The following is a 22002-nucleotide window of genomic DNA, read 5'->3' on the forward strand; positions in this document are numbered from 1 at the left end:
CCTTATAAAGGCAATCTCTTATGCAGTAAATCTTTGTAAAAACATAAATAAATAACTTTAAGGAATATACAAGGCTGTATATTTTCTGACCAGGAGCCGCCCATGAGCCCGTTGTCCCTCGCTTCACCCCTCTCGCCCCGGCGGCTCAAGCGCCTGCCCCTGGCGCTGTTGCTGGCCGGCAGTGCCAGTTGGACACCGACCTGGGCCGAAGAGGCCCCGGCGCCGCAAGCCACCCCGGCCAAGAGCAGTGCCAGCAAGGCCAAGGCCGATGATGGCCAGTTGCAGACGGTGACCGTCACTGCCCGTCGACGCGAGGAAAGCTCCCAGAGCGTGCCCACCCCCATGAGCGTGGTCAGCGGCCAGGCCCTGGAGAGCCAGCGGGTGTACCGCATCCAGGATCTGCAGCAACTGGTGCCCAGCGTCAACGTCGCCTACATGCATGCGCGCCAGTCCAGCGTGTCGATCCGTGGCCTGGGCAACAACCCGGCCAGCGACGGCCTGGAAGGCAGCGTCGGGCTGTACATCGACAACGTCTACCTCGGAAGGCCGGGGATGGCGGTGTTCGACCTGATGGACATCGAGCAGCTGGAAGTGCTGCGCGGCCCCCAGGGCACCCTGTTCGGCAAGAACACCACCGCCGGGGTGATCAACATCAGCACCCGGGCGCCGAGCTTCACCCCGGAGCGCAGCATCGAAACCTCCCTCGGCGAGGATGGTTACTTTCAGACCAAGGGCACGATTTCCGGGCCGCTGACCGATGAGCTGGCGGGGCGTTTTTCCGCCTACCGCACCCGCAGCGACGGCGACATCAAGAACGAATTCGACGGCCACGACCTCAATGGCGGCTCACGCCAGGGCTTTCGCGGGCAGTTGCTGTACAAGCCCAATGAGCGCTTCAACCTGCGCTGGATCGGCGACTACAACGAAGAGGATTCCAGCGCCGGCACCCGGGTGCTGTATAGCACCGGGCCGACCATCAACGGCACCAATGTCTACGAGTCGCGCGCGGCGGCGGCCGGCGCGACCCTGGTCAATGGTTCGCACCGCAAGGTCAACCTGGACAACGACCAGCACGTGACGGTGTTCCAGGGCGGCACTTCGCTTGAGGCCAACTGGACCCTGCCCAGCGACTTCACCCTGACCTCGGTCAGCTCCTACCGCTGGTGGAATTTCACCCCGCGCAACGACGATGGCCTCAACGTTCCGGCCAGCTACAACGCCGGGGTTTCGGTGCAAGACAAGCAGTGGTCCCAGGAATTTCGCCTGGCCTCGCCCACCGGCGGCTTCTTCGACTATGTGCTGGGCGCCTACTACTTCGGCTCCGACCTGGACAACAAATCCTTCGCCTATTACGGGCCCAAGGCGGACATCTGGAATGGCACCCCGGCCGGCGCCCTGAGCAACGTCACCAGCATCGGCAACGGGCATATCCAGACCAACAGTTTCGCCCTGTTTGCCCAGGGCACCTGGCACCTCACCGAGCGCCTGGATTTCACCGCCGGCCTGCGCGGCACCTACGAGGAGAAAAGCGCCTGGGTGACCCGCAACGCCCCGGTGGGCGGCGTGGCGGTGGCCGGCGCCGCCGCCAACGCGCGGCGCGGGCGCACCGGAGCCTATGACTCCGGCGACCTCAACCAGTACAGCACCAGCCCCTCGGGCCTGCTCAACCTCAGCTACCGCATCACCGACGACCTGCTGGGCTACGCCACCCTGTCCCACGGCGAGAAGTCCGGTGGGGTCAACCTGACGGTGGGGTCGGCGCCTACCGCCGGGGCCGATTCGCTGCTGATCGGCACCGAGCGCGCCAACAACGCCGAGCTGGGTTTCAAGAGCACCCTGTTTGACCGCCGCCTGCAACTCAACGCCAACCTGTTCTGGACCCAGGTCAACGGCTACCAGACCAACGCCTACGACGACGCCAACCGCGTGCAGTACCTGACCAACGCCGGTTCGGTGCGCTCGCGCGGGGTGGAAGTGGAAAGCACCCTGGTGCCGATCCGTGGCCTGACCCTGAACCTCAACGGTTCCTATAACGACGTGCGCTACCTCTCCTACAAGGATGCGCCGTGCCCGCCGGAAGTCAGCCTGCGCCCCGGTGCCCCGGCCTCGTGCGATCTCAGCGGCCACCAGGTGGTGGGTGCCTCGAAATGGATCGGCAACGCCAACGGCGAATACAAGTGGAACCTGGACAACGGCCTGGAAGAGTACGTCACCGCCAGCTATGCGTTCCGTTCCAAGGCGGTGGGCACCGTGGAGGATTCCGAGTACGGGCAGATCCCCAGCTACGCCGTGGTCAACCTTTCCACCGGCTTGCGCGGCAACTACGAGCAGGGCCAATGGGACGTTTCGCTGTGGCTGAAGAACGCCTTCGACAAGACCTACTACACCACCCTCTGGACCGGCGGCAACGGCGGTTACGAAGGCCTGCTGGGCACCCCGCGGACCTTGGGCGTGACCGGTCGCTACGACTTCTGATACCCGGCTTTTCGCACCTTGCGCCGGGTTCTCCGGCGCCTTTCGACTTGAACAGGAGTGCTTGTCATGTTGCGCCTCACCACCGCTTTGCCCCTGCTGCTGTCCACCGCCCTGCTGGCCTCGGCGGTGCAGGCCGCGCCCAGCGTCTACCCCACCGGCGTCACTCGCTACGACCCGGCCAGGGCCTATAACCAGTACGTGATCTTCAGTGGTGCCGATAAGCAGACCCACCTGATCGACATGAACGGCAACGAAGTGAAGAACTGGCCCCAGGCCGGTTTCCCCTCGGCCATCATCGACCCGCAGCTGGTGGGCGGCGAGCGTGGCCGGGTGCTGTTGCAGCTCAAGGACAAGGAGCCCGGGCCCCTGGGTTCGGCGGGTAACGGCCTGGGCAACCAGAGCGTCGGCGAGCTGGACTGGAACGGCAAGCTGGTCTGGCAGTGGGGCGACCAGGCCCCGGGCGGCGCGGCCCAGCAGCATCATGACCAGCGCCGGCTGAGCAACGGCAACACCCTGGTGCTGGCCAACAAGGTGCACAAGGTGGCGGGGTTCAAGGTGCCCCAGGTGATCGACGACGCGATCTATGAAGTCAGCCCCGGGGGCCAGGTCAAATGGCAGTGGCTGGCCTCCGAACACCTCAAGGAATTCGGCTTTACCCCGGCGCAACTGAAGCTGGTGTACGGCACCGACAACCCGGACTACCTGCACATCAACAACCTCAGCGTGGTGGGGCCCAACCAGTGGTTCGACGCCGGTGATAAACGCTTCGCCCCGGACAACCTGCTGATCGACTCGCGCAACGCCAACTTCATCGCCATCCTCGACAAGCACAGCGGCAAGGTGGTCTGGCGCCTGGGGCCGAACCTGTCGCCGATCAACCCGAAGACCGCCGCCAAGGTGCCGCGCCCGGTGGACCAGTTCGTCGGCCAGCATGACGCCCACATCATTCCCGCCGGCTTGCCAGGGGCCGGGCATCTGCTGGTATTCGACAACCAGGGCACCGCCGGTTACCCGTCGGTGCCCCTGGGGCTGATCGCCGGCTCCCGGGTGCTGGAGATCGACCCGATCAAGAACCAGATCGTCTGGCAGTACAGCGCCGCCAGTTCCCGGCAGCCGGGCTGGGCTTTCTACAGCTCGTTCATCAGCAGTGCGCGGCGCCTGCCCAACGGCAACACCCTGATCGATGAAGGCATGAACGGGCGCTTCTTCCAGGTGACGGCCGGCGGTGAAATCGTCTGGGAATACGTCAGCCCCTATCTGGGCAAGGCACCGGGCAGCGAGGCCATCAGCAACTGGGTGTACCGGGCTCTGCCGGTGAGTTACGACTGGGTGCCCCAGGGCACGCCACGTTCGGAAACGGCAGTGAGCGTGCCGGACTCGGGGCTCAAACAGGCGGGGATTTGAGCAGGTTCCCGGGGCGGGCGGCCTCGCCACAAATCAGGTGCGGGAGCAGCCCTGGGGATGGCCTCAGAAGTAGAAAAACAGGCCGGTGTCGCGTTCCAGGGCCAGTCGATTCAAGGCGATCAGCTTGGGGAGCAGTTCGTCTTGCGCCGTAGCGGCCCGGGTCAGGATCGACAGGGCCGTGGCCAGGGCGGCCTGGCCCTGGATCGAGGCGTCCTCGTAGTCATCGATCAGGGTGCCCAGGGCACGGTTCAAGCTGGGCAGCAGGTCGCTGCGGGACAGGGTTGCCCACTGCTCCGGGGACAGGGCCAGTTCTTCCAGGTCGCCCGGCAGGCACTGGTCCAGGTCCAGGCGTTGCTGGGCGTCTTTGCTGGTGGGCACGACTATCCACTTCATGGCTGCCACAGCTCGACAAAGGCCTTGAAATCGGCGGCCACCGGGTAACGGCTGGCGCTCTCGGGATCGAAGATTTCCACCGCCACGGCCGGGCTGTTGAAGTCCAGGCAGATCAGCAGGCCGCCGGCATCCCGGGCAATCGGCAGGCAGCCTGCGGCGAGCCCCGGCACACGGCCAGGGCTGGCGTACCAGAGCAGGGTCCAGGGCTGGCTGCTCAGGCCGAATTCGAAGAACTCGCTGATGCAGGTGTAGCCGCCGTCATAGGCGAAGCCGCCGATCCCCGGCGTGGCGGCCTCGGCGTACTGCACCAGCTCCAGGTACAGCGACGGAAACTCGACGCCGAGGCGATGCTGCACCTGGGCGATCAGCTGTTCGTCCACGATAGATCCGGGTTCTATTTCCCAGGCATTCCAATCCAGGGTCATGCTCGACATGCGCCTTGTCGTTGAGGGACCGCGCCCGCCCGATGGAGGATCGGGCGGGCGTCGAGGGGCGATTGTAGGCGTGTCGCCCGGTGCGTGGTAGGCGCTTATTTGCAGCTATGGCCTTCGGGCAGGGTGACGGTGTATTTGCGCTGCACCCGGTTGCGGAAGTCCAGGTTGTCCAGGCTTTCCTGCACCAGGAAATCCTCGACCTTGGCGTCCTGGCAGTCCTCGTTATAGGACGAGGCCCGCAGCAGGAATACCGTGCGCCGGCTCTGCTCGTCCTTGGCCTTGATGTTGAAGGTACTGAGGGTGGTGTAGCCGGTGCGCTCCGAGGAACCCACCGGGCCCCAGGTGGTGGTCGGGGTGCTGTTGCACACCAGGTTCTTGTCTTTATGGGTGCTCTGCTTGCACACCGTCTTGGTGCTGCTGGGCACCTGGCCGTAGTCGGTGGCGGTGTAGCGGTAGCTGACCTTTTCGCTGCCCACGTCGAGGGTGAAGTTCATTCGGAACGGCGGATGGTTCTTGGGCAGCGACGTATCGGTGTAGACCTGCTTGAAACCCATGCCATGCAGGGCGGCGACCATGTCGCGCAGGTAGTAGCTGGCGTTGAGACCGTGGGCATCGTTGGCTCCGTTGATGCTTACCAGCACCGGGGCCTGAGGGTCGAAGTAGTAGTCCGGGGCCGGAGTGGCGGCAATCGCCACTTCGAGTTTGTTGGCGCAGCCGGTCAAAAGACAGGCGAGCAAAAGCAGCGGGCAGAGCAGGTAGCGAGTCATGAATAAGCCAATGTGCAACGTGAGGAGTGGTAAGGCTTTAACGATCGGGACTCGGATCAAACAAACGCGGGGGTGTCACGCGGGCTCGGTGGCCTGATATTCCAGCAGGTCGCCGGGCTGGCAGTCGAGTGCGGCGCAGAGTTTGTCCAGGGTCTCGATTTTCATCCCCTTGACCTTGCCATTTTTCAGCAACGACAGATTGGCCTCGGTAATGCCCAGGATGGCGGCCAACTCTTTCGAGCGAATCTTGTTTTTAGCCATGACAACGTCAAGCCGAACGATAATGGTCATCTCATTGTTCTATATGTAGTGACTGTGCTCATCACTGAGGACTTTGGCGTCGCGCATGATAATGGAAAACGAGCAGAGCAAGATTCCTTTGACCACCTCGTAGGCCGCGTAGGACGAGAAGCCCGCGGAAATCTGCAGGATGCGCTGGCCGGGCGGCAGGTCGATGGACAGGGCCAGGCCTTGCAGGGTTTCCATCATCGGGAACGTGGCCGGGGCGACTATCCACAGCATGCCCACGCGCCAGAGGATGCGGATGTTGCGATCGCTCCAGGTTTCGCCACGGGACAGGCGCAGGAAGAACACGCCGGTCAGGTACAGGGCGAAGCTCGACAGCAGCAGTGGCAGGAAGTCGAGGATCACCAGCAGGGTGAAGCTCAGCGACGAGAGCTTGAAGTCGGCTTCCAGCAGGCGCGGCGAGTGTTCGGCGAATACGCCGAGCAGGGCGCCCAGGACCTGGTCCTTGCTGTAGATCCAGAGCCCGGCATTGCCGCCCAGCTCCACCACGCCCATGACCCAGGCCAGGATCGCGGCCAGCAGGCCGACCCGTCGTAAGCGGTACTGGGCCGAGCCGTTGATTTGGGAGTTCATGCGTTATTCCTTGCAAAACTTTGGGGGTGGCAAATTATTGATAAAAAATTATCGAATTACAATAATTTATTTTCAATAATCGCCACGACTCCAAGCCAGGAATCATGCTGTGGCGAGGGAGCTTGTTCCCGCCCGGGCGCGTAGTGGCCGTAAAACCCGAGGTTGGGGTCTTATTGGTGTACCTATCCATTGCTGCGGTCACGGCCACTTATGGTTTGGCTCTTACAGCGAGTCACTTTGAAGCCCGGATCGTCGCGAGTCTCCACGAGCCACTCTGTGTGTCCGAATCAGTCGCGCTGCGGCTCCAGCAAGTCGAACGACAGGACCTTGATCTGCCGGTCGGCGCTATAGACGAACCCAACCCGCGCACCGGGATGCAGGTGCTCCGGCAGGCGGTAGCTCTCCCAGGCGTTGAGCGTGTATTGCCCATCTGCTGATGGCCTGCGCTCCCCCGATCGCAGGGGCGTACCCAGCAGGTTGCGGATGTCGGCGTGGGTCATGCTGCGCGAGAACGGGGCGGGCAGCTCGCCCCTGTAGAAGGAGCGCCCCTGTTCAAGGGGCATGAGTTCGATCAATACCTTTTCCAGGGCCAGGCTGTCTTCCCAGAAGTCCAGCATCAGGCCGGGCTCGACGATCACGGTCAGCCAATCGAATTCATCGTAGATCTTGTCCTTCGGGGTCTCGATGCGTTCTCCCCGGGCGATCAGTTCTTCATGGCTGAGCCCCAGGCTGCTTACCCAGCGGCCGATCGTTGCAGCGTCCATCGCTATTCCTGTGTCCTGAGTTGAGTGTGTGCCCGTTGTCGCGAGAGGCGTTGGCGGCCGATCTTAGCCGGTCGAGAAGGATAGTGGTGCTGTGGCGACATGAAGAACGCCGCCTGCCGTGCTGGCAGGCGGTGGGTTGGAGGGCCGGTGTCAGGCCGGTTGGGGCGCGGTATCGAGCTGGGCCCGGGCCTGATAGCTGGCGGGGCTGAAGATCCGGGTCAGGAGCAGCATCGCCAGGACACCCACGATCAGCACCCACCAGGCGCTGACAAAGCTGCCGGTGACTTGCCGCAGCCAGCCGCTGAGCCATGGCGAGACGGCGTTGATCAGAAAGCCCACGCCCTGGACAAAAGCCGCCAGTTGCCCGGCTTCCCGAGGGTCGCGCCGGTGATCCAGGGTGAGGATCAGGCTCAGGGCAAAGCACGCTCCGAGGCCGAAGCCGATCAGCGCCACCCACAGGTGCGGGCTCTGCAAGGGCCACAGCACCAGCCCGAGAAAACCCGCGGCCTGGGCCGCGAGGCTGATGCCCAGCAGCGGGCGGCGGTCGCTGCTGCGTTGGGCCAGGGCCGGCATCAGCAGGGCGGCGCTGACTTGGAACAGGGTCATGAAGGCCAGCAGCGAACCGCTCTGGCTGGCGCTCCAGCCCATCTGCAGGTAGTAGGCCGGCAGCCAGGCGACCATGCTCATGTAGCCGCAGTTCACCAGGCCGAAATACAACGCCAGCAGCCAGGCGCGGCGGTTGTTCCAGAGCCCGGCCAGGGGAGCCGGGCTGCCGTTGCGGCGGCCGGCCCCCAGGGGCAGGCAGGCCCAGAGCAGCAGCGCCGCCATCGCCGGTAGCAGCCAGACGCCAAGCCCCGCCTGCCAGTTGGCGAAGTGGCTGGCCACCTGCGGGCTGAGCAGGGCGGCAATGCCGCCACCGCCCATCAGCGAGGCCGAGTAGACGCCCATGGCCAGGGCTACGCGCTGCTGGAACTGGCGCTTGATCAACGCCGGCACCAGGGCCTGGATCAAGGCCACCCCGGCGCCGCCGAGCAGGGCGGTGGCGAGCAAGGCCGCGGCCTCGCCGAAGAACAGCCGCACCAGGCAGGCCAGCAGCACCAGCAGCAAGCCCAGGGAAACGCCCCGACGCTCGCCCAGGCGGGCTTCGATGCGTACACCGAGCAAGGCCACCAGGCCCATGCAGATCACCGGCAGGCTGGTGAGCCAGGCGCTGCTCTGGAAGCTCATGCCGGTGGCGCCGCGGATCTCGTTGAGCAGCGGGCTGACCGAGCTGAGGATGGGCCGCAGGTTCAGCCCCAGGCACACCAGCAGGGCCCAGCCGGCCCAGCGCTGGAAGGTGGATTCAGTTCGCTGCATGACGCTCCTGCCAATCCTGGTAGAGGGCGCTCATCGCTGCCTGGGGCAGGTGCAGCACCGGCAGGCGCTGGGCTTCCAGGGGCTTGCTCAGTTGCTGGTAGATGGCCGCGGTGGACAGGCCGAACGGCTCAGCTTGCTCATTGCTGGCAGCGAATACCGCGCGGGACACGCCGCACAGGTACATGGCGGCCAGGCACATGGGGCAGGGCTGGCCGCTGGCGTAGATCACGCAATCATCCAGGCGCGGGCCCAATTGCCTGCTGGCGGCGCGGATGGCCAGCATCTCGGCGTGGGCGGTGGGGTCCTGGCTGAGGTGGATTTCATTCACCGCCTCGGCCAGTACCCGGCCGTTGCGCACCAGCAATGCGCCGAACGGGCGGCCGCCCTGTTCGACATTGCGCCGGGCCAGTGCCACGGCCTGTTGCAGGTAGTGTTGATCGTCGTGCATGCAAGGTTCCTTCAAAAGAGGGGCGGGCTCAGGCAGCGCCGGCATCGCGCAGCAGCTTGGCGATGGCGCTCTGGCCACGGCGCTCGGCCTGTTGCAACGGGCTGAGGCCGGCGCGGTCCGGCAGGTTCAGGTCGGCGCCGGCGGCAATCAGTTGGGCGACGATCTGTTGGTGCGCCGGGCCGCCGTCGGACAGCACTATGGCTTCCATCAGGCAGGTCCAGCCCAAGTGGTTGACGTGGTCCAGCTCGACGCCGGCCTCGATCAGCAGGCGCACGGTTTCCACGTGGCCGCGTTCGCAGGCCGGGATCAGCGCGGTGCCGCCGTAGCGGTTGGTGCTCTTGAGGTCGGCGCCGTGGGCCAGGGTCAGCTTGAGGATTTCGTTGTGACCGCTGGCGCCGGCCAGCAGGTAGGGGCTGTCCTGGATCAGGTTCTTGCGGTTGACGTCGGCCCCGGCCTCGATCAGCGCCCGGGCGATGTCGATGCGGTTGTCCCGGGTGGCCACCAGCAGCGGGCTGCTGCCGTCCAGGCCACGGCCATCGAGCGCCGCGCCTTGCTCAAGCAACTGTTGTACCTGCTGCAGTTGCCCCTTGCGTACCGCTTCCAGCAACGCGCCATCGCTGGCCATGACCACCCCCGCAGTGAACAGGCCGGCGGCGATCAGGCCGCGTTTGAGAAAACGCTTGAGTAGCATGAGAACCTCCCGTTCCGGCTGATGAAAGGGAAGTATGGTGACGGCCCTGGGTATTCTGAAATTAAATATAATCATGCCAACCAGTGGCAGTCAGGATGATAGGTCAACATGTTGGATCCGGTGTTGTTACGCAGTTTTGTCGCGGTCGCCGACAGCCAGAACTTCACCCGCGCCGCCGAGCGCCTGCACCTCACCCAGTCCACTGTGAGCCAGCAGGTGCGGCGCCTGGAAGAGAGCCTGGGCTGCCAGTTGCTGGACCGTGACCAGCGCCGGGTGGTGGCCACGGTGGAGGGCGAGCGGCTGCTGGCCTACGCCCGGCGCATCCTGGCGCTGCATGAAGAGGCCAGCGATATGCTGGTCAACCAGCGCGGCGAAGAAGTCCTGCGCCTCGGGGTGCCGGAAGATTTCGCCGCCGAGCGCCTGATGCCCATGCTCTCGCGCTTTGGCCTGGACTATCCGGCGGTGCGCCTGGAGGTCAGCAGCGGTCTGGGCCCGGAGTTGCTGCGCCAGTACCGGCGCGGTGAATTCGACCTGCTGCTGGTCAAGCAGATGGGCCACAGCGACGACTGCGTGGCGTCCTGGCCCGAGCCTTTGTGCTGGGTCGACAGCGTTCGCCAGCCCGCCTTTGGCCGCGATCCGTTGCCTTTGGTGGCGTTCCCGGTGGGCGGCCTGTACCGCCAGGAAATGCTCCATCACCTGGAGGTCGGAGGCTGGCCGTGGCGCATCGCCTATTCCAGCGCCAGCCTGGCCAGCGTCTGTTCGGCGGTGGCGGCGGGCCTGGGCATCAGCCTGTTGCCGGTGCGGGTGCTGGGCAAGGGGCATCGCGTGCTCGACGCCGACAGCGGTTTGCCGGACATCCAGGGCGTGCGCCTGGCGTTGTACGCCGGCAGTGGCTTGAGCCGGGCCGGCAAGGAGCTACAGGAACAGTTGCGGGCAGTGGCAAGCGTCAAGCCGCAAGTGGCCAGGCGCTGACTGTCTGCTGGTTGGCCAGGTTCGTCTGCACCAGGGCTGTACAGGCCGATCATCCGGGGGGCGAGTTGCGGAACAGCTTCGTCTAGCCGTCGCGCGTTCGATAACAGGCGGCCGCCGGTATCTCGTCGCCTCATGCCGGTAGCACAGTGCCCCAGCGGCCCTGGAATGCCCCTTCACAAGATTGTTCAAGCAGCGCAAGGGCTGATCTTGAGGGGCCGCTGCTGCTTGGAGAGCTGTTCCATCCCCCGCCAAGCGTCTTGTTTCGATGCTTTGCGGGAATATTTTCGATGCCCGCAAGGCATGGTGTTTTTCCCTCTTGGCTGCAGCCCTTGAACCACGGGGCCTGGGACTTTTTCGCGAAATCATGTATTCGATTTCGATCTATCTATAACTTGAAAGATTACTTTAAGAGATAAGCACGGGGCACTGATCATTGACCCCGCGGCACCGTTGCGTTGGGGCAGTTCAAACGCCGGTGCCGGGTTTTTCAAAAGATCGTAGGGAGTGAATCCATGGGCAATGTCCAGACCGCCGCCAGTGCACACGAGGTGCTGTGGCGCCAGGCACCGAGCGGCGAGTTGGTCGACCTCGGCCGGCCTCACCGCTTGCCGCTGGGCCAATTGCGTCTGCAACGCACGCCCAAGGGGATATTGCGTCGCCGTGAGGCCATCATCCTCGGCGCCGCGGCCCTGGTACTGCACGCGGCAGTGATCTACTGGCTGAGCCAGAAGCCGACCCCGGTGCTGCCGATCGTGCCGCCGGAAATCCCGCCCATGACCATCGAGTTCTCGCGCCCGGCGCCGCCGGTGGTCGAGCCCCCACCGCCACAACCGGTACAGCCGGTGGTGGAGCCGCCACCGCCAGTGGAGGACGAGCTGGCCGTGAAGCCGCCACCGCCCAAGCCGGTGCCCAAACCCAAGCCGGTGCCCAAGCCCGAGCCGAAACCTGCGCCCAAACCGGTGCAGCAGACTCCGGCGCCGCCACAGCCCGCGGCCCCGGTAGCCGCTCCGGCTCCGCCCGCGCCACCGGCCCCGGCGCCCGTGACTCCGGCTTCGGCGAATGCCGCGTACTTGAAGAACCCGGCGCCGGAATATCCGTCGCTGGCCCAGCGTCGCGGTTGGGAAGGCACGGTGTTGCTGCGGGTGCATGTACTGGCCAGCGGCAAGCCGGGCGAGATCCAGATCCAGAAGAGCAGTGGTCGCCAGCAACTCGATGACGCCGCCCTGGCCGCGGTCAAGCGTTGGAGTTTCGTCCCGGCCAAGCAGGGCGACGTGGCCCAGGACGGCTGGGTCAGCGTACCCATAGATTTCAAGATTCATTGAGCCGCAAGGCCGATCAACCAACACGCGCTAAACGCTTACACAGAGGGAACACATCATGACGTTACTGGCATCTCCACTGGAATCCATCGAAAGCGCGGTGATCTGGCTGTTGGTGGTCTTCTCCGTCGCCACTTGGGGCCTGGCCCTGGTCAAGGGCGTGCAGTTCGCCCGCCTCAAGTCCCAGGATCGCAAGTTCCACAATCAGTTCTGGGCAGCGTCCAGCCTCGACTCCGCTGCCTCGTTGAGTGAAACCCAGCCCGGCGCGGCGGCCCGGGTTGCCCAGGCCGGCTATGCGGCGATCCAGGTCGGCGAAGCGCCCCATGCCGCGGACCTGAGCCAGGCGATCAACCATCAGGACCGTCTCGAACGCGCCCTGCGCCAGCAGATCGTGCGTGAACGCCGCTCCCTGGAAACCGGCTTGGCGGTGGTCGCCAGTATCGGTAGCACCTCGCCCTTTATCGGTCTGTTCGGCACCGTGTGGGGGATCATGGAAGCCTTGAAAGGCATCAGCGCGGCGGGCTCTGCCAGCCTGGAAACCGTGGCCGGGCCGATCGGCGCGGCCCTGGTGGCCACCGGCGTGGGGATCGCCGTCGCGGTGCCGGCGGTGCTGGTCTACAACTACTTCCTGCGGCGCCTGAAGCTCACGGCTGCGGACCTGGACGACTTTGCCCACGACTTCTACAGCCTGGCGCAGAAGAACTCCTTCCGTGTGCTGATCCACCCGAGCGTGCACAAGGCCGCGGCCCAGGGCAGCCCGCAAAAAGTGAAGGAGGCGTCCTGACATGGCCTTCTCCACTCAAGACAGCGATGAGGTGCTGAGTGAGATCAACGTCACCCCGCTGGTGGACGTGATGCTGGTACTGCTGGTGGTGTTCATCGTCACCGCGCCGCTGCTGACCAACGCCATTCCGATCAACCTGCCCAAAACGGAGGCCGTGGCCCCGGTGGAGCAGAAAGACCCGCTGGTGGTGAGCATCGACGGTGCCGGCAAACTCTTTATCAACAAGGACGAGATCCAGCCGGACCTGCTGGAAACCAACTTGCAAGCGGCCAAGGCCAAGGACCCGCAAGTGCGGGTCCAGCTGCAGGCCGACGATGGCGTCAACTACGGCGAAGTGGCCCGAGCCATGGCGTCCATCGAGCGTGCGGGCATCACCAAACTGTCGGTGATTACCGCGCGCTGAGACCGAGCAACAACGCCACGACTTTTCAGGCCGTCTCCTTGGCAGGGTGCGGCCTTTTTTTTGCCTGGCGAAAAAGCCCCCGCAAGGCCCCCACCGTAATCGCGCCAGCCGTAGGCGCTGGCTTGCCAGCGAAGGCGTCCTTGAGCGCGGTGCAAGGCTTGCGGGCCCCTTCGCCGGCAAGCCGGCTCCTACGGAGGCCGGGGGGAAGTTTTATATTCGTTTAAGGCATTAATAAATAGCTTCTTATTCCTTAACGAATATAAATCCCCTCCCTATACTCGTCCGGGAACAGACACGCAGCAGGAGAGTTCCCCATGCGCAACGAATCCATTCGCTACTTGATTGTGCCGGGCTGGCAAGGATCGCCAGAAGATCATTGGCAAACCCACTGGCAGAACAGCCTGCCCAACAGCGCGCGGGTGGAGCAGGCCGACTGGCTGACGCCGCGCCGCGAAGATTGGGTGGCGGCCCTGGCCGAGGCCATTGCCGCCGACGACACTCCGGTGATCCTGATTGCCCACAGCCTGGGTTGCATTACCGTGGCTCATTGGGCCGCGCGCGCGCCCGTAGCGGCCTTGCGCCAGGTGCGCGGTGCGTTGCTGGTGGCCCCGGCGGACGTCGAGCGCCCGGCCTGTGCCCCGGCGCTGCGCAATTTCGCGCCGATCCCCCGGCACCTGCTGCCGTTCCCCAGCCAAGTGGTCAGCTCGGATAACGACAGTGCCGTGAGCGCGCCGCGGGCCCTGGAGCTGGCCCGTGACTGGGGCGCCGAAGCCGGGATCCTGGCCGGCGCCGGCCATATCAACGTCAAGTCCGGCCACCATCGCTGGGAGCAGGGTTTCGCCTATCTGTACCGCTTGCAGAACCGCATGGAACAACACGCCCTGCGTCGTGCCTGATCGTCCTTTTTTCGTTTAAACGCCCCGTCCCCCGGCGGTCTGGGGCGGGAGCCTGCCATGAGTGCCCATACCCCATTCGGTCAGCCGTTGCTGACCTTCCCCGATGCCGAGAAAAGCCCCCTGAGCATCCGCGCCAAGGCGCTGGTGTTCGTCGACCCGCGCTCGCGGCAGTTGCGCGAAGAGCTGGAGCAACTGGCGCCGCGTTCGGTTTCGGTACTGATCCGTGGCGAAACCGGCACCGGCAAGGAGCTGCTGGCCCGGCACATCCACCGTGCCAGCGATCGCAGTGGCCTGTTCGTCTCGGTGAACTGCGGCGCCATCAGCCCGACCTACGCCGACGCCGAACTGTTCGGTTATGCCGCCGGCAGTTTCAGCGGTTCGGCCAGCAGCCGCGCCGGCTGGTTCGGCTCGGCCAACGGCGGGACCCTGTACCTGGATGAAATCGGCGACCTGCCGCTGCCGATCCAGACCAAGCTGCTGGCCGCCCTGGAGAACCACGAAGTGACCCGGGTCGGCGCCCAGCAACCGAGCCCGGTGGACGTGCGCCTGGTGGCGGCCACCAGCATCGACCTGGCCCAGGCGGTGGCGGCGGGCAAGTTTCACGAGCGCCTGTATCGCTACCTCAGCGAAGGCCAGCTGGAACTGCCGGCGCTGCGGGAACGGGTGGGAGACATCGAGTCCCTGGCCGAATACTTCCTCGGCATCTACAGCCAGCGCCTGGACCTGCCGGTGCCGCTGATCAGCGAAGCCGCGCAGCAGGCCCTGAATCGCCACAGCTGGCCGGGCAACACCCGGGAGCTGGAGAACGTCATCCACTTTGCGCTGCTGGTCAGCAGCGGCGAGGAGATACTGCCCGAGCACCTCAACCTGCCGGAAAAAGTGTCACCGCTGAGTGAGTTGGAGCGGCAAATAGAGGTGTTGCTGCGGGGAAGTGAGAGTGAGCGCGGAAGGTTGAAGGCTGTGCTGGAGAAGGTTGCGCAGCGGTTGGGATTGTAGAGCGGAGCGAGCACGAGAGTTATTGCAAAAGCAATGGTTGTACATGCAAATGATTTGCATTAACTTCTTCGAAAAGGAAATCTGCTTCAAGCATTAAAGGGATTTTTATGAGAAGAGTATCTTGTGCGGTCATTTTTCTATCTGCTCTGACCCCCAACGCCTATGCGTATCTCACTGAACTGGCGATGTTTTCTCGTGCCAACTGTTTCGGTTTCAACGAGTCAGTCAGTTGGGACACGATACGTACATGGAAATTAGAAACATCGTCTGTGCAATACAACACTGTGGATGGCAGTTACAGGGAGTTTTACGATAAATCCGACAGTACCTGGCGGTCTTATGCAGGTTGCGGATTTTGTGGCATGGATTGGGAAGTCTACGGTTTCCATTATGCGGACGGGAAATATGGCGATCCTGACTACAGCGCTCAACAGGATCATCTGCTTATCAATGTCTGTACTCCTGGCTGGTCTCCAAGCGTAGCTGACGGTTCGCCCTGCCTCGAAACCTACACGACCTCTTGCAATCTGACGGAGTGGTGATGATGCGCTTGTTGATGATCTGCATAAGCATGTTGCTTGTTTCATTCTCGGCAATTGCGGAGTTGGAAATTCACCCTCTAAGTGGTAACGCACATATTCAAAGTATCATCAACAAGAGACCCGCCTCATCCCGAATTGAGCCTGAGAAAAGATCGAGCTTTCCAAGCTTCGAGCAATTCAGTTCGATGGTCACACTCGCTCAGAAGACCGATAAAAGGCTATCTAAAGCAGTCAGGTTCAAATCGGAGTCGAGAGCGGCAATTGAAAAATTGGGATGTCAGTTTTCCAAAGAAGCCCCCTCCGGTGTCGAGATGAAGGAAGGCGGTTTGAACGGTGTCATGTCACTTTATTCGTGCGGTGCTGACTATGTTGTCACCTACGAGTCCCACTATGAACGTGAGCTGTCGCAGCGTGTAGTTGTTTACGACGATGATTACGCCAAGCCTCAAGACCTCGGTAAGCCCTTGGTGAAAACGTCGGAAAAAGTAGTGGGCGGAGTCAGGAAGACCGGGTTGCGCTGGATGAACTCGAAGCATGAAGTGAGGTATGACATTTACGCCAGCCTGGAGGGTGATGGTGCACTGGAGAAGGCACTGACGTCGGTCATTACCAAGGTTGCCATTGAAGTCGGTAATCGATAGATCGCAGGCGTTGTGTAACGGAGCAACGAGACGTACCGGCAGGCTAGCCAGCTATCCATTTTGTACCCGTAAAAAAGTTATAAGTTCTTGCGAAAAAGATATTGTTCGGGAATAAAAAATCTCGGTATTGTCCGCCTCACGCCAGCAGTGGCACTTCACTGGCACCTCAATCAGTTCCCTATTTGAAGCCGTCGTCGACCTCGACACCTAAGGACCTTGCATGAAAAAAGTTCTGTTGTTCACCGCACTGGCGGCAGCCCTGAGCGCAGGTATCGCCCAGGCTGGCGAGAAGCTGGTGGTCGCTGCGACCCCGGTGCCCCACGCCGAGATCCTCGAGCTGATCAAGCCGACCCTGGCCAAGGAAGGCGTGGACCTGGAAATCAAGGTCTTCACCGACTACGTGCAGCCCAACGTGCAGGTCGACCAGAAGCGTCTGGACGCCAACTACTTCCAGACCCTGCCCTACCTGAAGAGCTTCAACGAAGGCAAAGGCACCCACCTGGAAACCGTGATCGGCGTGCACGTCGAACCTTTCGGCGGCTACTCCAAGAAGGTCAAGACCCTGGCCGAGCTGAAAGATGGCGCAACCATCGCCATCCCCAACGAAGGCAGCAACAGCGGCCGCGCCCTGATCCTGCTGCAGAAGGCCGGGCTGATCGAGCTCAAGGACCCGAAGAACGCCGTGGCCACGCCCAAGGACATCGCCAAGAACCCGCACAACTTCAAGTTCAAGGAACTTGAGTCGGCCATGCTGCCGCGGGTCCTGGACCAGGTTGACCTGGACATGATCAACACCAACTACGCTCTGGAAGCCGGCCTGAACCCGGCGAAGGATGCGCTGATCATCGAAGGTTCCGATTCGCCTTACGTGAACTACCTGGTGGCCCGCCCGGACAACAAGGACAGCCCGGCCATCCAGAAGTTGGCCAAGGCGCTGACCAGCCCGGAAGTCAAAGCCTTCATCGAGAAAAAATACAGCGGCGCAGTACTGCCGGCGTTCTGATGAACTAGGCTACTGACGCGACAAACCCCTTCAAGGTTTAAACGCCGACGGCTAGCGCAGCGTCGGCGTTTTTTATTGCGCCCGAAAAAACCGTAGGAGCCGGCGCCTACACAGGGGCGTTTTGGGCGGTGGGCTGGGTGGCCCGGCGCAGGGCCGCCAGCCATTTCATCAGTTCATGGGGGTCCAGGGGTTGCGGGGTCTTTGCATCGGCCATGGTGGTCGTCCTTGAGAAGTGCAGCGTCCAGTGGGGCTGTTCGAGCGCGAAAGAACCCGGCAGGCCCGGCAGAGAAGGTAGTAGCTGGGCGCCAGCCCGGCAAATCCGCGGGTTAGGTTTTTGGGTGATATCAATATGCCTTAACGGTATTTAAATTCTGCTTTTTATAGCTATAAAGTCGCGGCAGCCGGGCGGTTACCCATCGCCCCATGGACTGCACCACCGCCGCTGTATCCCAGCGGCGTCCAGGACTTTCAATGACCCTCGACTACGCCTTTATCCTCAGCACCCTGCCGGCCTTTCTCAAAGCCGTTGGGGTAACCCTGCAGGTCGGCCTGATCGCCATCGGCACTTCCCTGCTGGTGGCCCTGATCAACGCCACGCTCCTGGTATTTCGCACCCCTTACCTGCACCGGCTGATCGGCCTGTACGTGGAACTGGCGCGCAATACACCGTTGCTGATCCAGCTGTTCTTCGTCTACTTCGCCTTGCCGGCCCTGGGGATCAAGGTCTCCGGCTTCACCGCGGCGATCATCACCATGACTTTTCTTGGCGGCGCCTACCTCACCGAGGTGCTGCGGGCCGGCGTGGAAGCCGTGCCCCAGGCGCAGCTGGAGTCGGGGCGCTCCATCGGCCTGTCGCAGTGGCAGTTGCTGCGCTACGTGATCCTGCCCCAGGCCGGGATCCTCAGCCTGCCATCGCTGTTCGCCAATTTCATTTTCCTGCTCAAGGAAACCACCGTGGTCTCGGCGGTGGCGGTGCCGGAAATTCTCTACACCACCAAGAGCTACATCGCCCTGTACTACAAGACCTACGAAATGCTCGCGGTGCTGACGCTGATCTGCGTGCTGTTGTTCCTGCCCCTGTCGCTGTTGCTCAGCCGTCTGGAAAGGAGGTTGCAGCATGGCCAGTTCGGGTCTTGAGCTGTTGCTGGTGTCCCTGCCGCAACTGGCCAGGGGCGCTGCGCAGACCTTGTCGATTTCCTTGCTGAGCATTGCCTTCAGCACCCTGGGCGGCGTGCTCTATGGCGTGCTGCGCAGCCTGCAGCGCAAGGTGCTGGACGTGCCGCTGCGGATCTACCTGGAGCTGTTCCGGGCGATTCCGGTGCTGGTCTGGCTGTACCTGCTGTTCTTCGGCTTTCCGATCTTCTTCGGCATCAGCATTCCCAGCTTCACCTGCGCGGTGCTGGTGCTGTCGCTGTGGGGTGCCAGCGAGGTCGGCGAGGTGGTGCGCGGGGCGCTGCAGTCCCTGCCCCGGGGCCAGCGTGAGGCAGGGCTGTCCATCGGCCTTTCCGGTGCCCAGTTGTACGGCTACGTGTTGCTGCCCCAGGCGCTGAAACGCATGACGCCACCGACCATCAACGTCTACACGCGGATCATCAAGACCAGCTCCCTGGCAGTGCTGATCGGCGTGGTGGACGTGATCAAGGTCGGCCAGCAGATCATCGAGCGCACCTACGAGTCGGTGCTGATCTACGGCGTGCTGTTTCTGTTTTTCTTCTTTATCTGCTACCCGTTGTCAGCCGCCTCCCGCGTGCTGGAACGGCGCTGGACGCAAGCATGAGCGCATTGATCGAGTTCCAGGGTTTCAACAAGTTCTTCGGCCCGCAGCAGGTGCTAAAGGAAGTGGACCTCTGCGTGGCGGCGGGTGAGGTGATCGTCATCCTCGGCCCCAGCGGCTGCGGCAAGAGCACCCTGTTGCGCTGCCTCAACGGCCTGGAAACCGCCCACAGCGGCCACCTGCGTTTTGCCGGGCGCGAACTGCTGAGCCCCGCCACCGACTGGCGCCAGGTGCGCCAGCAGATCGGCATGGTGTTCCAGAGCTATCACCTGTTTCCCCACATGAACGTGCTGGACAACATCCTCCTGGGGCCGCTCAAGGTACAGAAGCGCGAGCCCCGGGAAGCCCGGGCCCAGGCCGAGGCGCTGCTGGAACGAGTGGGCCTGCTGGACAAGCGCGAGGCCTTTCCCCGGCAGCTTTCCGGCGGCCAGCAGCAACGCATCGCCATCGTCCGTTCGTTGTGCATGAACCCCCAGGTGATGCTGTTCGACGAGGTCACCGCGGCGCTGGATCCGGAGATGGTCAAGGAAGTGCTGGAAGTGATCCAGGGCCTGGCCCGCGACGGCATGACCCTGTTGATCGTCACCCATGAAATGGCCTTCGCCCGGGCCGTGGCCGACCGTGTCGTGTTCATGGACGGCGGGCGCATCGTGGAACAGAACACCCCCGAGGCTTTCTTCACGAACCCGCAGAGCGCACGCGCGCAGCAGTTCCTGGAGAAGTTCTCCTTCGTTGAAGCACTGCCCAAGAAAGCCCCTAAAAAGGAACTGGAGCTCTTATGAAAACTGCCAAGTCTTCGCTGTTGTTACTGCCGCTGTTCGGTCTGGCCCTGCTGGCCGGCTGCGACAAATCCAATGATGCACCCAAGCCTGCGGCCACGGCCGCCAGCGCCGCGCCGGCGGCCGGCTACCTGGACAAGATCAAGGCCCGGGACAAGCTGATCGTCGGTGTATTCACCGACAAGCCGCCGTTCGGTTTCGTCGATGAAACCGGGCGCTACGTGGGCTTCGATACCGACATCGGCCGGCAATTCGCCAAGGACCTGTTGGGGGACGAGAACAAGGTTGAATTCGTCGCCGTGGAACCGGCCAGCCGCATTCCCTTCCTGCAGAGCGACAAGGTCGACCTGATCCTGGCCAACATGACCGTGACCCCGGAGCGCAAGGAAGCGGTGGAGTTCACCAACCCCAACCTGAAGGTGGCGGTCCAGGCCCTGGTGCCTGAAGGCAGTGCAGTGAAGAGCCTGGATGACCTGGCGAGCCGCACCACCATCGTCACCACCGGCACCACCGCGGACATCTGGCTGACCCAGAACCACCCGGACTGGAAACTGCTCAAGTTCGAGAAGAACACTGAATCCCTGCAGGCCCTGGCCAACGGTCGCGGTGACGCCTATGCCCAGGACAACCTGATCCTGTTCAGCTGGTCCAAGCAGAACCCGGGCTACCGCGTATTGCCGCAGACCCTGGGCGAGCAGGCGCCGATCGCCCCGGCGGTGAAGAAGGGCAACATTGAATTGCGGGACTGGGTGAATGCCGAACTGGCCAAGCTGGGCGAGGAGAAGTACCTGCTCAAGCTGTATGACCAGTACGTGCGCAAAGAGCTGAGCGACGACACCAAGCCTGAGAGCGTGATTGTCGAAGGCGGCAAATGGCAGGGCTGACCCCTCCTCCCTTCGCGTAGGAGCTGGCTGGCCAGCGAAGGCGTCCGTGAGGGCGATGCAGGGCTTGAGGGCCTCTTCGCCAGCAAGCTGGCTCCTACGGGGGGCATGGCAGTCGGGGCCGGCGGGGAGGGGTCAGTCAGGCCAGTTCCACGCCGGTTCGTCCAGCATGCGCTGGCCGACGATGCCGGTCTGGCCCAGTTGTTTCTCCAGCACGATGCAGTTGCATTCGGGGTCTTGCTGCAAGGCTGCGATCAGCCGCCGGGCGTGGGACACCACCCACACCTGGCACTGTTGCGAGGCGCGAATGATCAGGCGCGCCAGGGCCGGCAACAGGTCCGGGTGCAGGCTGGTCTCCGGTTCATTGAGCACCATCAGGGTCGGTGGTCGTGGGGTCAGCAGGGCCGCTACCAGCAACAGGTAGCGCAAGGTGCCGTCGGACAGTTCCGCGGCCGACAACGGTCGCAACAAGCCATCCTGATAGAACTGCACCCCGAACAGCCCCCCCGGAACGGCATCGATCTCCAGCCGCGACTCCGGGAAGGCATCGCTGATGGTTTCGTGCAATGCCTGCTGATCGCCCACTTCGATGATGGTCTGCAACGCGGCGGCCAGGTCCCGGCCATCGTGGTGCAGCACCGGGGTGCGGGTGCCCAGTTGTGGTCGGCGCGCGGGTGCCTGGCTGTCGGTGCGCAAGTGGTCATAAAAACGCCAGCCTCGGATCTGCTCGCGCAGATGCAGGACCTCGGGCGATGAACTCAGGTTGCCCACCCGGTCGAACAGGCTGTCGCCGCTGCTCGTGTGCTGCGCCAGCACCTCCCATTGGCGGCCCGCACGGGCTCGTATCATCGGGCCCTGGCGGTCCACCAGGGCACTGGCCGAGCGGTACAGGGGCCCGCCCCAGATGCTCTCGCGCTTGATCCAGGGGTCGAGAGTGAAGCGCGAGGCAATCGGCGAGCTGTGCCCGGGCAACATGAAATGGCCGCTGGAATCCGGCAGCCCCAGGCTGATCGCGTACCCGAAGTCCTCACCGGCAAAGCCCAGTTGCAGGCGTCTGGCGGCCTTGCGCGGCCCGCCCTGGATCGGCACCTCGCCCTGGCTCATGCGTCGGCTGATCTGTTCCGGCCCGGCCCAATACGTCGATTCCAACCCGCCTTCCTTGGCCAGGGCGTTGACCACGCCGCCCTGGGCGGTCTCCGCCAGCAGGCGCAGGGCGCGGTACAGGTTGGACTTGCCGCTGCCGTTGGCGCCGGTGACCAGGTTCAGCCGACCCAGGGGGATCACCAGTTTGTTGATGGAGCGGTAGTTGGCCACCGCCAGGGTCTTGAGCATGCCGGGTCTCCTGTTGCGTGGTGCGCAGTGTGCCTGATTTGTGGAGCCGCAGCTTGCTTGCGGCTGCCC

At 63.5% G+C, this 22002-nt stretch carries 25 protein-coding genes; 15 read left to right on the forward strand and 10 right to left on the reverse strand.

What is annotated here, in order from left to right; translation table 11 throughout:
* Positions 1-102: 102 nt before the first annotated feature.
* Both ABCR88_RS01130 and ABCR88_RS01135 read left to right on the forward strand, forming a co-directional pair.
* Positions 103-2475, forward strand: a complete 2373-nt coding sequence (locus tag ABCR88_RS01130; protein ID WP_325985412.1) for a TonB-dependent receptor — start codon at positions 103-105, stop codon at positions 2473-2475.
* Between the two features lie 66 nt (positions 2476-2541).
* Positions 2542-3879 carry an aryl-sulfate sulfotransferase gene (locus ABCR88_RS01135; RefSeq protein ID WP_350403988.1) on the forward strand — a complete coding sequence of 446 codons (1338 nt, stop codon included), beginning with the start codon at positions 2542-2544 and terminating at the stop codon, positions 3877-3879.
* Positions 3880-3942: 63 nt separating this feature from the next.
* Here the strand turns inward: ABCR88_RS01135 and ABCR88_RS01140 are convergent, their stop codons facing one another.
* From ABCR88_RS01140 to ABCR88_RS01180, 9 genes are all read right to left on the reverse strand, one after another.
* Positions 3943-4272: a hypothetical protein gene (locus ABCR88_RS01140; protein ID WP_236203006.1), complete on the reverse strand. Its 330-nt coding sequence runs from the start codon at positions 4270-4272 to the stop codon at positions 3943-3945.
* The gene (locus tag ABCR88_RS01145) at positions 4269-4706 is read right to left on the reverse strand and encodes an SMI1/KNR4 family protein (RefSeq protein ID WP_011058596.1); all 438 of its coding nucleotides are present in this window, start codon (positions 4704-4706) and stop codon (positions 4269-4271) included. Before ABCR88_RS01145 ends, ABCR88_RS01140 begins: the two co-directional genes overlap by 4 nt.
* A gap of 95 nt (positions 4707-4801) precedes the next feature.
* Positions 4802-5473 carry a hypothetical protein gene (locus tag ABCR88_RS01150; RefSeq protein WP_047335383.1) on the reverse strand — a complete coding sequence of 224 codons (672 nt, stop codon included), beginning with the start codon at positions 5471-5473 and terminating at the stop codon, positions 4802-4804.
* A gap of 75 nt (positions 5474-5548) precedes the next feature.
* Positions 5549-5764 (reverse strand): helix-turn-helix transcriptional regulator, encoded by a 216-nt coding sequence (locus ABCR88_RS01155; protein WP_011058598.1) that lies wholly within the window; start codon positions 5762-5764, stop codon positions 5549-5551.
* Between the two features lie 9 nt (positions 5765-5773).
* On the reverse strand, positions 5774-6352 hold the full coding sequence (locus ABCR88_RS01160; protein WP_041115140.1) for a hypothetical protein: 579 nt from the start codon (positions 6350-6352) through the stop codon (positions 5774-5776).
* Between the two features lie 287 nt (positions 6353-6639).
* Positions 6640-7116, reverse strand: coding sequence for a DUF6392 family protein (locus ABCR88_RS01165; protein WP_350403989.1), 477 nt, complete (start codon positions 7114-7116; stop codon positions 6640-6642).
* A gap of 150 nt (positions 7117-7266) precedes the next feature.
* Positions 7267-8472 carry a CynX/NimT family MFS transporter gene (locus ABCR88_RS01170; RefSeq protein ID WP_041115142.1) on the reverse strand — a complete coding sequence of 402 codons (1206 nt, stop codon included), beginning with the start codon at positions 8470-8472 and terminating at the stop codon, positions 7267-7269.
* Entirely contained in the window at positions 8459-8920 is a 462-nt protein-coding gene (locus ABCR88_RS01175; protein ID WP_011058602.1) for a nucleoside deaminase, read from the reverse strand. Before ABCR88_RS01175 ends, ABCR88_RS01170 begins: the two co-directional genes overlap by 14 nt.
* A gap of 28 nt (positions 8921-8948) precedes the next feature.
* The gene (locus ABCR88_RS01180) at positions 8949-9611 is read right to left on the reverse strand and encodes an ankyrin repeat domain-containing protein (RefSeq protein WP_325985413.1); all 663 of its coding nucleotides are present in this window, start codon (positions 9609-9611) and stop codon (positions 8949-8951) included.
* A gap of 108 nt (positions 9612-9719) precedes the next feature.
* On the opposite strand from ABCR88_RS01180, the gene ABCR88_RS01185 reads away from it, so the two are divergent.
* The 13 genes from ABCR88_RS01185 to ABCR88_RS01245 all read left to right on the forward strand — a co-directional run bounded on the left by ABCR88_RS01185 (position 9720) and on the right by ABCR88_RS01245 (position 20604).
* On the forward strand, positions 9720-10583 hold the full coding sequence (locus ABCR88_RS01185; protein ID WP_325985414.1) for a LysR substrate-binding domain-containing protein: 864 nt from the start codon (positions 9720-9722) through the stop codon (positions 10581-10583).
* Between the two features lie 512 nt (positions 10584-11095).
* Complete coding sequence (locus ABCR88_RS01190; RefSeq protein ID WP_053148443.1) at positions 11096-11905, forward strand: energy transducer TonB; 810 nt, start codon at positions 11096-11098, stop codon at positions 11903-11905.
* A 55-nt stretch (positions 11906-11960) separates the two neighbouring features.
* Positions 11961-12686, forward strand: coding sequence for a MotA/TolQ/ExbB proton channel family protein (locus tag ABCR88_RS01195; RefSeq protein ID WP_011058606.1), 726 nt, complete (start codon positions 11961-11963; stop codon positions 12684-12686).
* Between the two features lies 1 nt (position 12687).
* Complete coding sequence (locus ABCR88_RS01200) at positions 12688-13089, forward strand: biopolymer transporter ExbD (protein WP_011058607.1); 402 nt, start codon at positions 12688-12690, stop codon at positions 13087-13089.
* Positions 13090-13403: 314 nt separating this feature from the next.
* Positions 13404-13985, forward strand: a complete 582-nt coding sequence (locus ABCR88_RS01205; RefSeq protein WP_011058608.1) for an alpha/beta hydrolase — start codon at positions 13404-13406, stop codon at positions 13983-13985.
* A 57-nt stretch (positions 13986-14042) separates the two neighbouring features.
* Positions 14043-14981 carry a sigma 54-interacting transcriptional regulator gene (locus ABCR88_RS01210; RefSeq protein ID WP_103290577.1) on the forward strand — a complete coding sequence of 313 codons (939 nt, stop codon included), beginning with the start codon at positions 14043-14045 and terminating at the stop codon, positions 14979-14981.
* Positions 14982-15088: 107 nt separating this feature from the next.
* On the forward strand, positions 15089-15523 hold the full coding sequence (locus tag ABCR88_RS01215; RefSeq protein WP_350403992.1) for a hypothetical protein: 435 nt from the start codon (positions 15089-15091) through the stop codon (positions 15521-15523).
* Positions 15523-16164 (forward strand): hypothetical protein, encoded by a 642-nt coding sequence (locus ABCR88_RS01220; RefSeq protein WP_350403994.1) that lies wholly within the window; start codon positions 15523-15525, stop codon positions 16162-16164. The genes ABCR88_RS01215 and ABCR88_RS01220 overlap by 1 nt, the downstream gene beginning before the upstream one ends.
* A 220-nt stretch (positions 16165-16384) precedes the next feature.
* Entirely contained in the window at positions 16385-17167 is a 783-nt protein-coding gene (locus ABCR88_RS01225; protein WP_011058610.1) for a MetQ/NlpA family ABC transporter substrate-binding protein, read from the forward strand.
* A 471-nt stretch (positions 17168-17638) separates the two neighbouring features.
* Positions 17639-18304, forward strand: a complete 666-nt coding sequence (locus tag ABCR88_RS01230) for an amino acid ABC transporter permease (RefSeq protein ID WP_011058611.1) — start codon at positions 17639-17641, stop codon at positions 18302-18304.
* Positions 18285-18944 (forward strand): amino acid ABC transporter permease, encoded by a 660-nt coding sequence (locus ABCR88_RS01235; RefSeq protein ID WP_015633731.1) that lies wholly within the window; start codon positions 18285-18287, stop codon positions 18942-18944. The genes ABCR88_RS01230 and ABCR88_RS01235 overlap by 20 nt, the downstream gene beginning before the upstream one ends.
* Positions 18941-19723 (forward strand): amino acid ABC transporter ATP-binding protein, encoded by a 783-nt coding sequence (locus ABCR88_RS01240; protein ID WP_183000628.1) that lies wholly within the window; start codon positions 18941-18943, stop codon positions 19721-19723. Before ABCR88_RS01235 ends, ABCR88_RS01240 begins: the two co-directional genes overlap by 4 nt.
* Entirely contained in the window at positions 19720-20604 is an 885-nt protein-coding gene (locus ABCR88_RS01245) for a transporter substrate-binding domain-containing protein (RefSeq protein WP_011058614.1), read from the forward strand. Before ABCR88_RS01240 ends, ABCR88_RS01245 begins: the two co-directional genes overlap by 4 nt.
* Positions 20605-20736: 132 nt before the next feature.
* Here ABCR88_RS01245 and ABCR88_RS01250 read toward each other — a convergent pair whose 3' ends face one another.
* On the reverse strand, positions 20737-21933 hold the full coding sequence (locus tag ABCR88_RS01250) for an AAA family ATPase (RefSeq protein WP_041115150.1): 1197 nt from the start codon (positions 21931-21933) through the stop codon (positions 20737-20739).
* Positions 21934-22002: the final 69 nt, after the last annotated feature.

The organism is Pseudomonas sp. W17 (assembly GCF_040268305.1).
Classification (GTDB): Bacteria; Pseudomonadota; Gammaproteobacteria; order Pseudomonadales; family Pseudomonadaceae; genus Aquipseudomonas; species Aquipseudomonas protegens.

Coding starts and splice junctions, on each gene's coding strand:
- ABCR88_RS01195 (WP_011058606.1), top strand. CDS start 11,961: ATGACGTTACTGGCATCTCCACTGGAATCCATCGAAAGCGCGGTGATC.
- ABCR88_RS01225 (WP_011058610.1), top strand. CDS start 16,385: ATGAAAAAAGTTCTGTTGTTCACCGCACTGGCGGCAGCCCTGAGCGCA.
- ABCR88_RS01160 (WP_041115140.1), bottom strand. CDS start 6,352: ATGAACTCCCAAATCAACGGCTCGGCCCAGTACCGCTTACGACGGGTC.
- ABCR88_RS01215 (WP_350403992.1), top strand. CDS start 15,089: ATGAGAAGAGTATCTTGTGCGGTCATTTTTCTATCTGCTCTGACCCCC.
- ABCR88_RS01145 (WP_011058596.1), bottom strand. CDS start 4,706: ATGTCGAGCATGACCCTGGATTGGAATGCCTGGGAAATAGAACCCGGA.
- ABCR88_RS01130 (WP_325985412.1), top strand. CDS start 103: ATGAGCCCGTTGTCCCTCGCTTCACCCCTCTCGCCCCGGCGGCTCAAG.
- ABCR88_RS01170 (WP_041115142.1), bottom strand. CDS start 8,472: ATGCAGCGAACTGAATCCACCTTCCAGCGCTGGGCCGGCTGGGCCCTG.
- ABCR88_RS01140 (WP_236203006.1), bottom strand. CDS start 4,272: ATGAAGTGGATAGTCGTGCCCACCAGCAAAGACGCCCAGCAACGCCTG.
- ABCR88_RS01235 (WP_015633731.1), top strand. CDS start 18,285: ATGGCCAGTTCGGGTCTTGAGCTGTTGCTGGTGTCCCTGCCGCAACTG.
- ABCR88_RS01205 (WP_011058608.1), top strand. CDS start 13,404: ATGCGCAACGAATCCATTCGCTACTTGATTGTGCCGGGCTGGCAAGGA.
- ABCR88_RS01250 (WP_041115150.1), bottom strand. CDS start 21,933: ATGCTCAAGACCCTGGCGGTGGCCAACTACCGCTCCATCAACAAACTG.
- ABCR88_RS01245 (WP_011058614.1), top strand. CDS start 19,720: ATGAAAACTGCCAAGTCTTCGCTGTTGTTACTGCCGCTGTTCGGTCTG.
- ABCR88_RS01180 (WP_325985413.1), bottom strand. CDS start 9,611: ATGCTACTCAAGCGTTTTCTCAAACGCGGCCTGATCGCCGCCGGCCTG.
- ABCR88_RS01210 (WP_103290577.1), top strand. CDS start 14,043: ATGAGTGCCCATACCCCATTCGGTCAGCCGTTGCTGACCTTCCCCGAT.
- ABCR88_RS01165 (WP_350403989.1), bottom strand. CDS start 7,116: ATGGACGCTGCAACGATCGGCCGCTGGGTAAGCAGCCTGGGGCTCAGC.
- ABCR88_RS01175 (WP_011058602.1), bottom strand. CDS start 8,920: ATGCACGACGATCAACACTACCTGCAACAGGCCGTGGCACTGGCCCGG.
- ABCR88_RS01190 (WP_053148443.1), top strand. CDS start 11,096: ATGGGCAATGTCCAGACCGCCGCCAGTGCACACGAGGTGCTGTGGCGC.
- ABCR88_RS01220 (WP_350403994.1), top strand. CDS start 15,523: ATGATGCGCTTGTTGATGATCTGCATAAGCATGTTGCTTGTTTCATTC.
- ABCR88_RS01135 (WP_350403988.1), top strand. CDS start 2,542: ATGTTGCGCCTCACCACCGCTTTGCCCCTGCTGCTGTCCACCGCCCTG.
- ABCR88_RS01150 (WP_047335383.1), bottom strand. CDS start 5,473: ATGACTCGCTACCTGCTCTGCCCGCTGCTTTTGCTCGCCTGTCTTTTG.
- ABCR88_RS01230 (WP_011058611.1), top strand. CDS start 17,639: ATGACCCTCGACTACGCCTTTATCCTCAGCACCCTGCCGGCCTTTCTC.
- ABCR88_RS01240 (WP_183000628.1), top strand. CDS start 18,941: ATGAGCGCATTGATCGAGTTCCAGGGTTTCAACAAGTTCTTCGGCCCG.
- ABCR88_RS01185 (WP_325985414.1), top strand. CDS start 9,720: ATGTTGGATCCGGTGTTGTTACGCAGTTTTGTCGCGGTCGCCGACAGC.
- ABCR88_RS01155 (WP_011058598.1), bottom strand. CDS start 5,764: ATGACCATTATCGTTCGGCTTGACGTTGTCATGGCTAAAAACAAGATT.
- ABCR88_RS01200 (WP_011058607.1), top strand. CDS start 12,688: ATGGCCTTCTCCACTCAAGACAGCGATGAGGTGCTGAGTGAGATCAAC.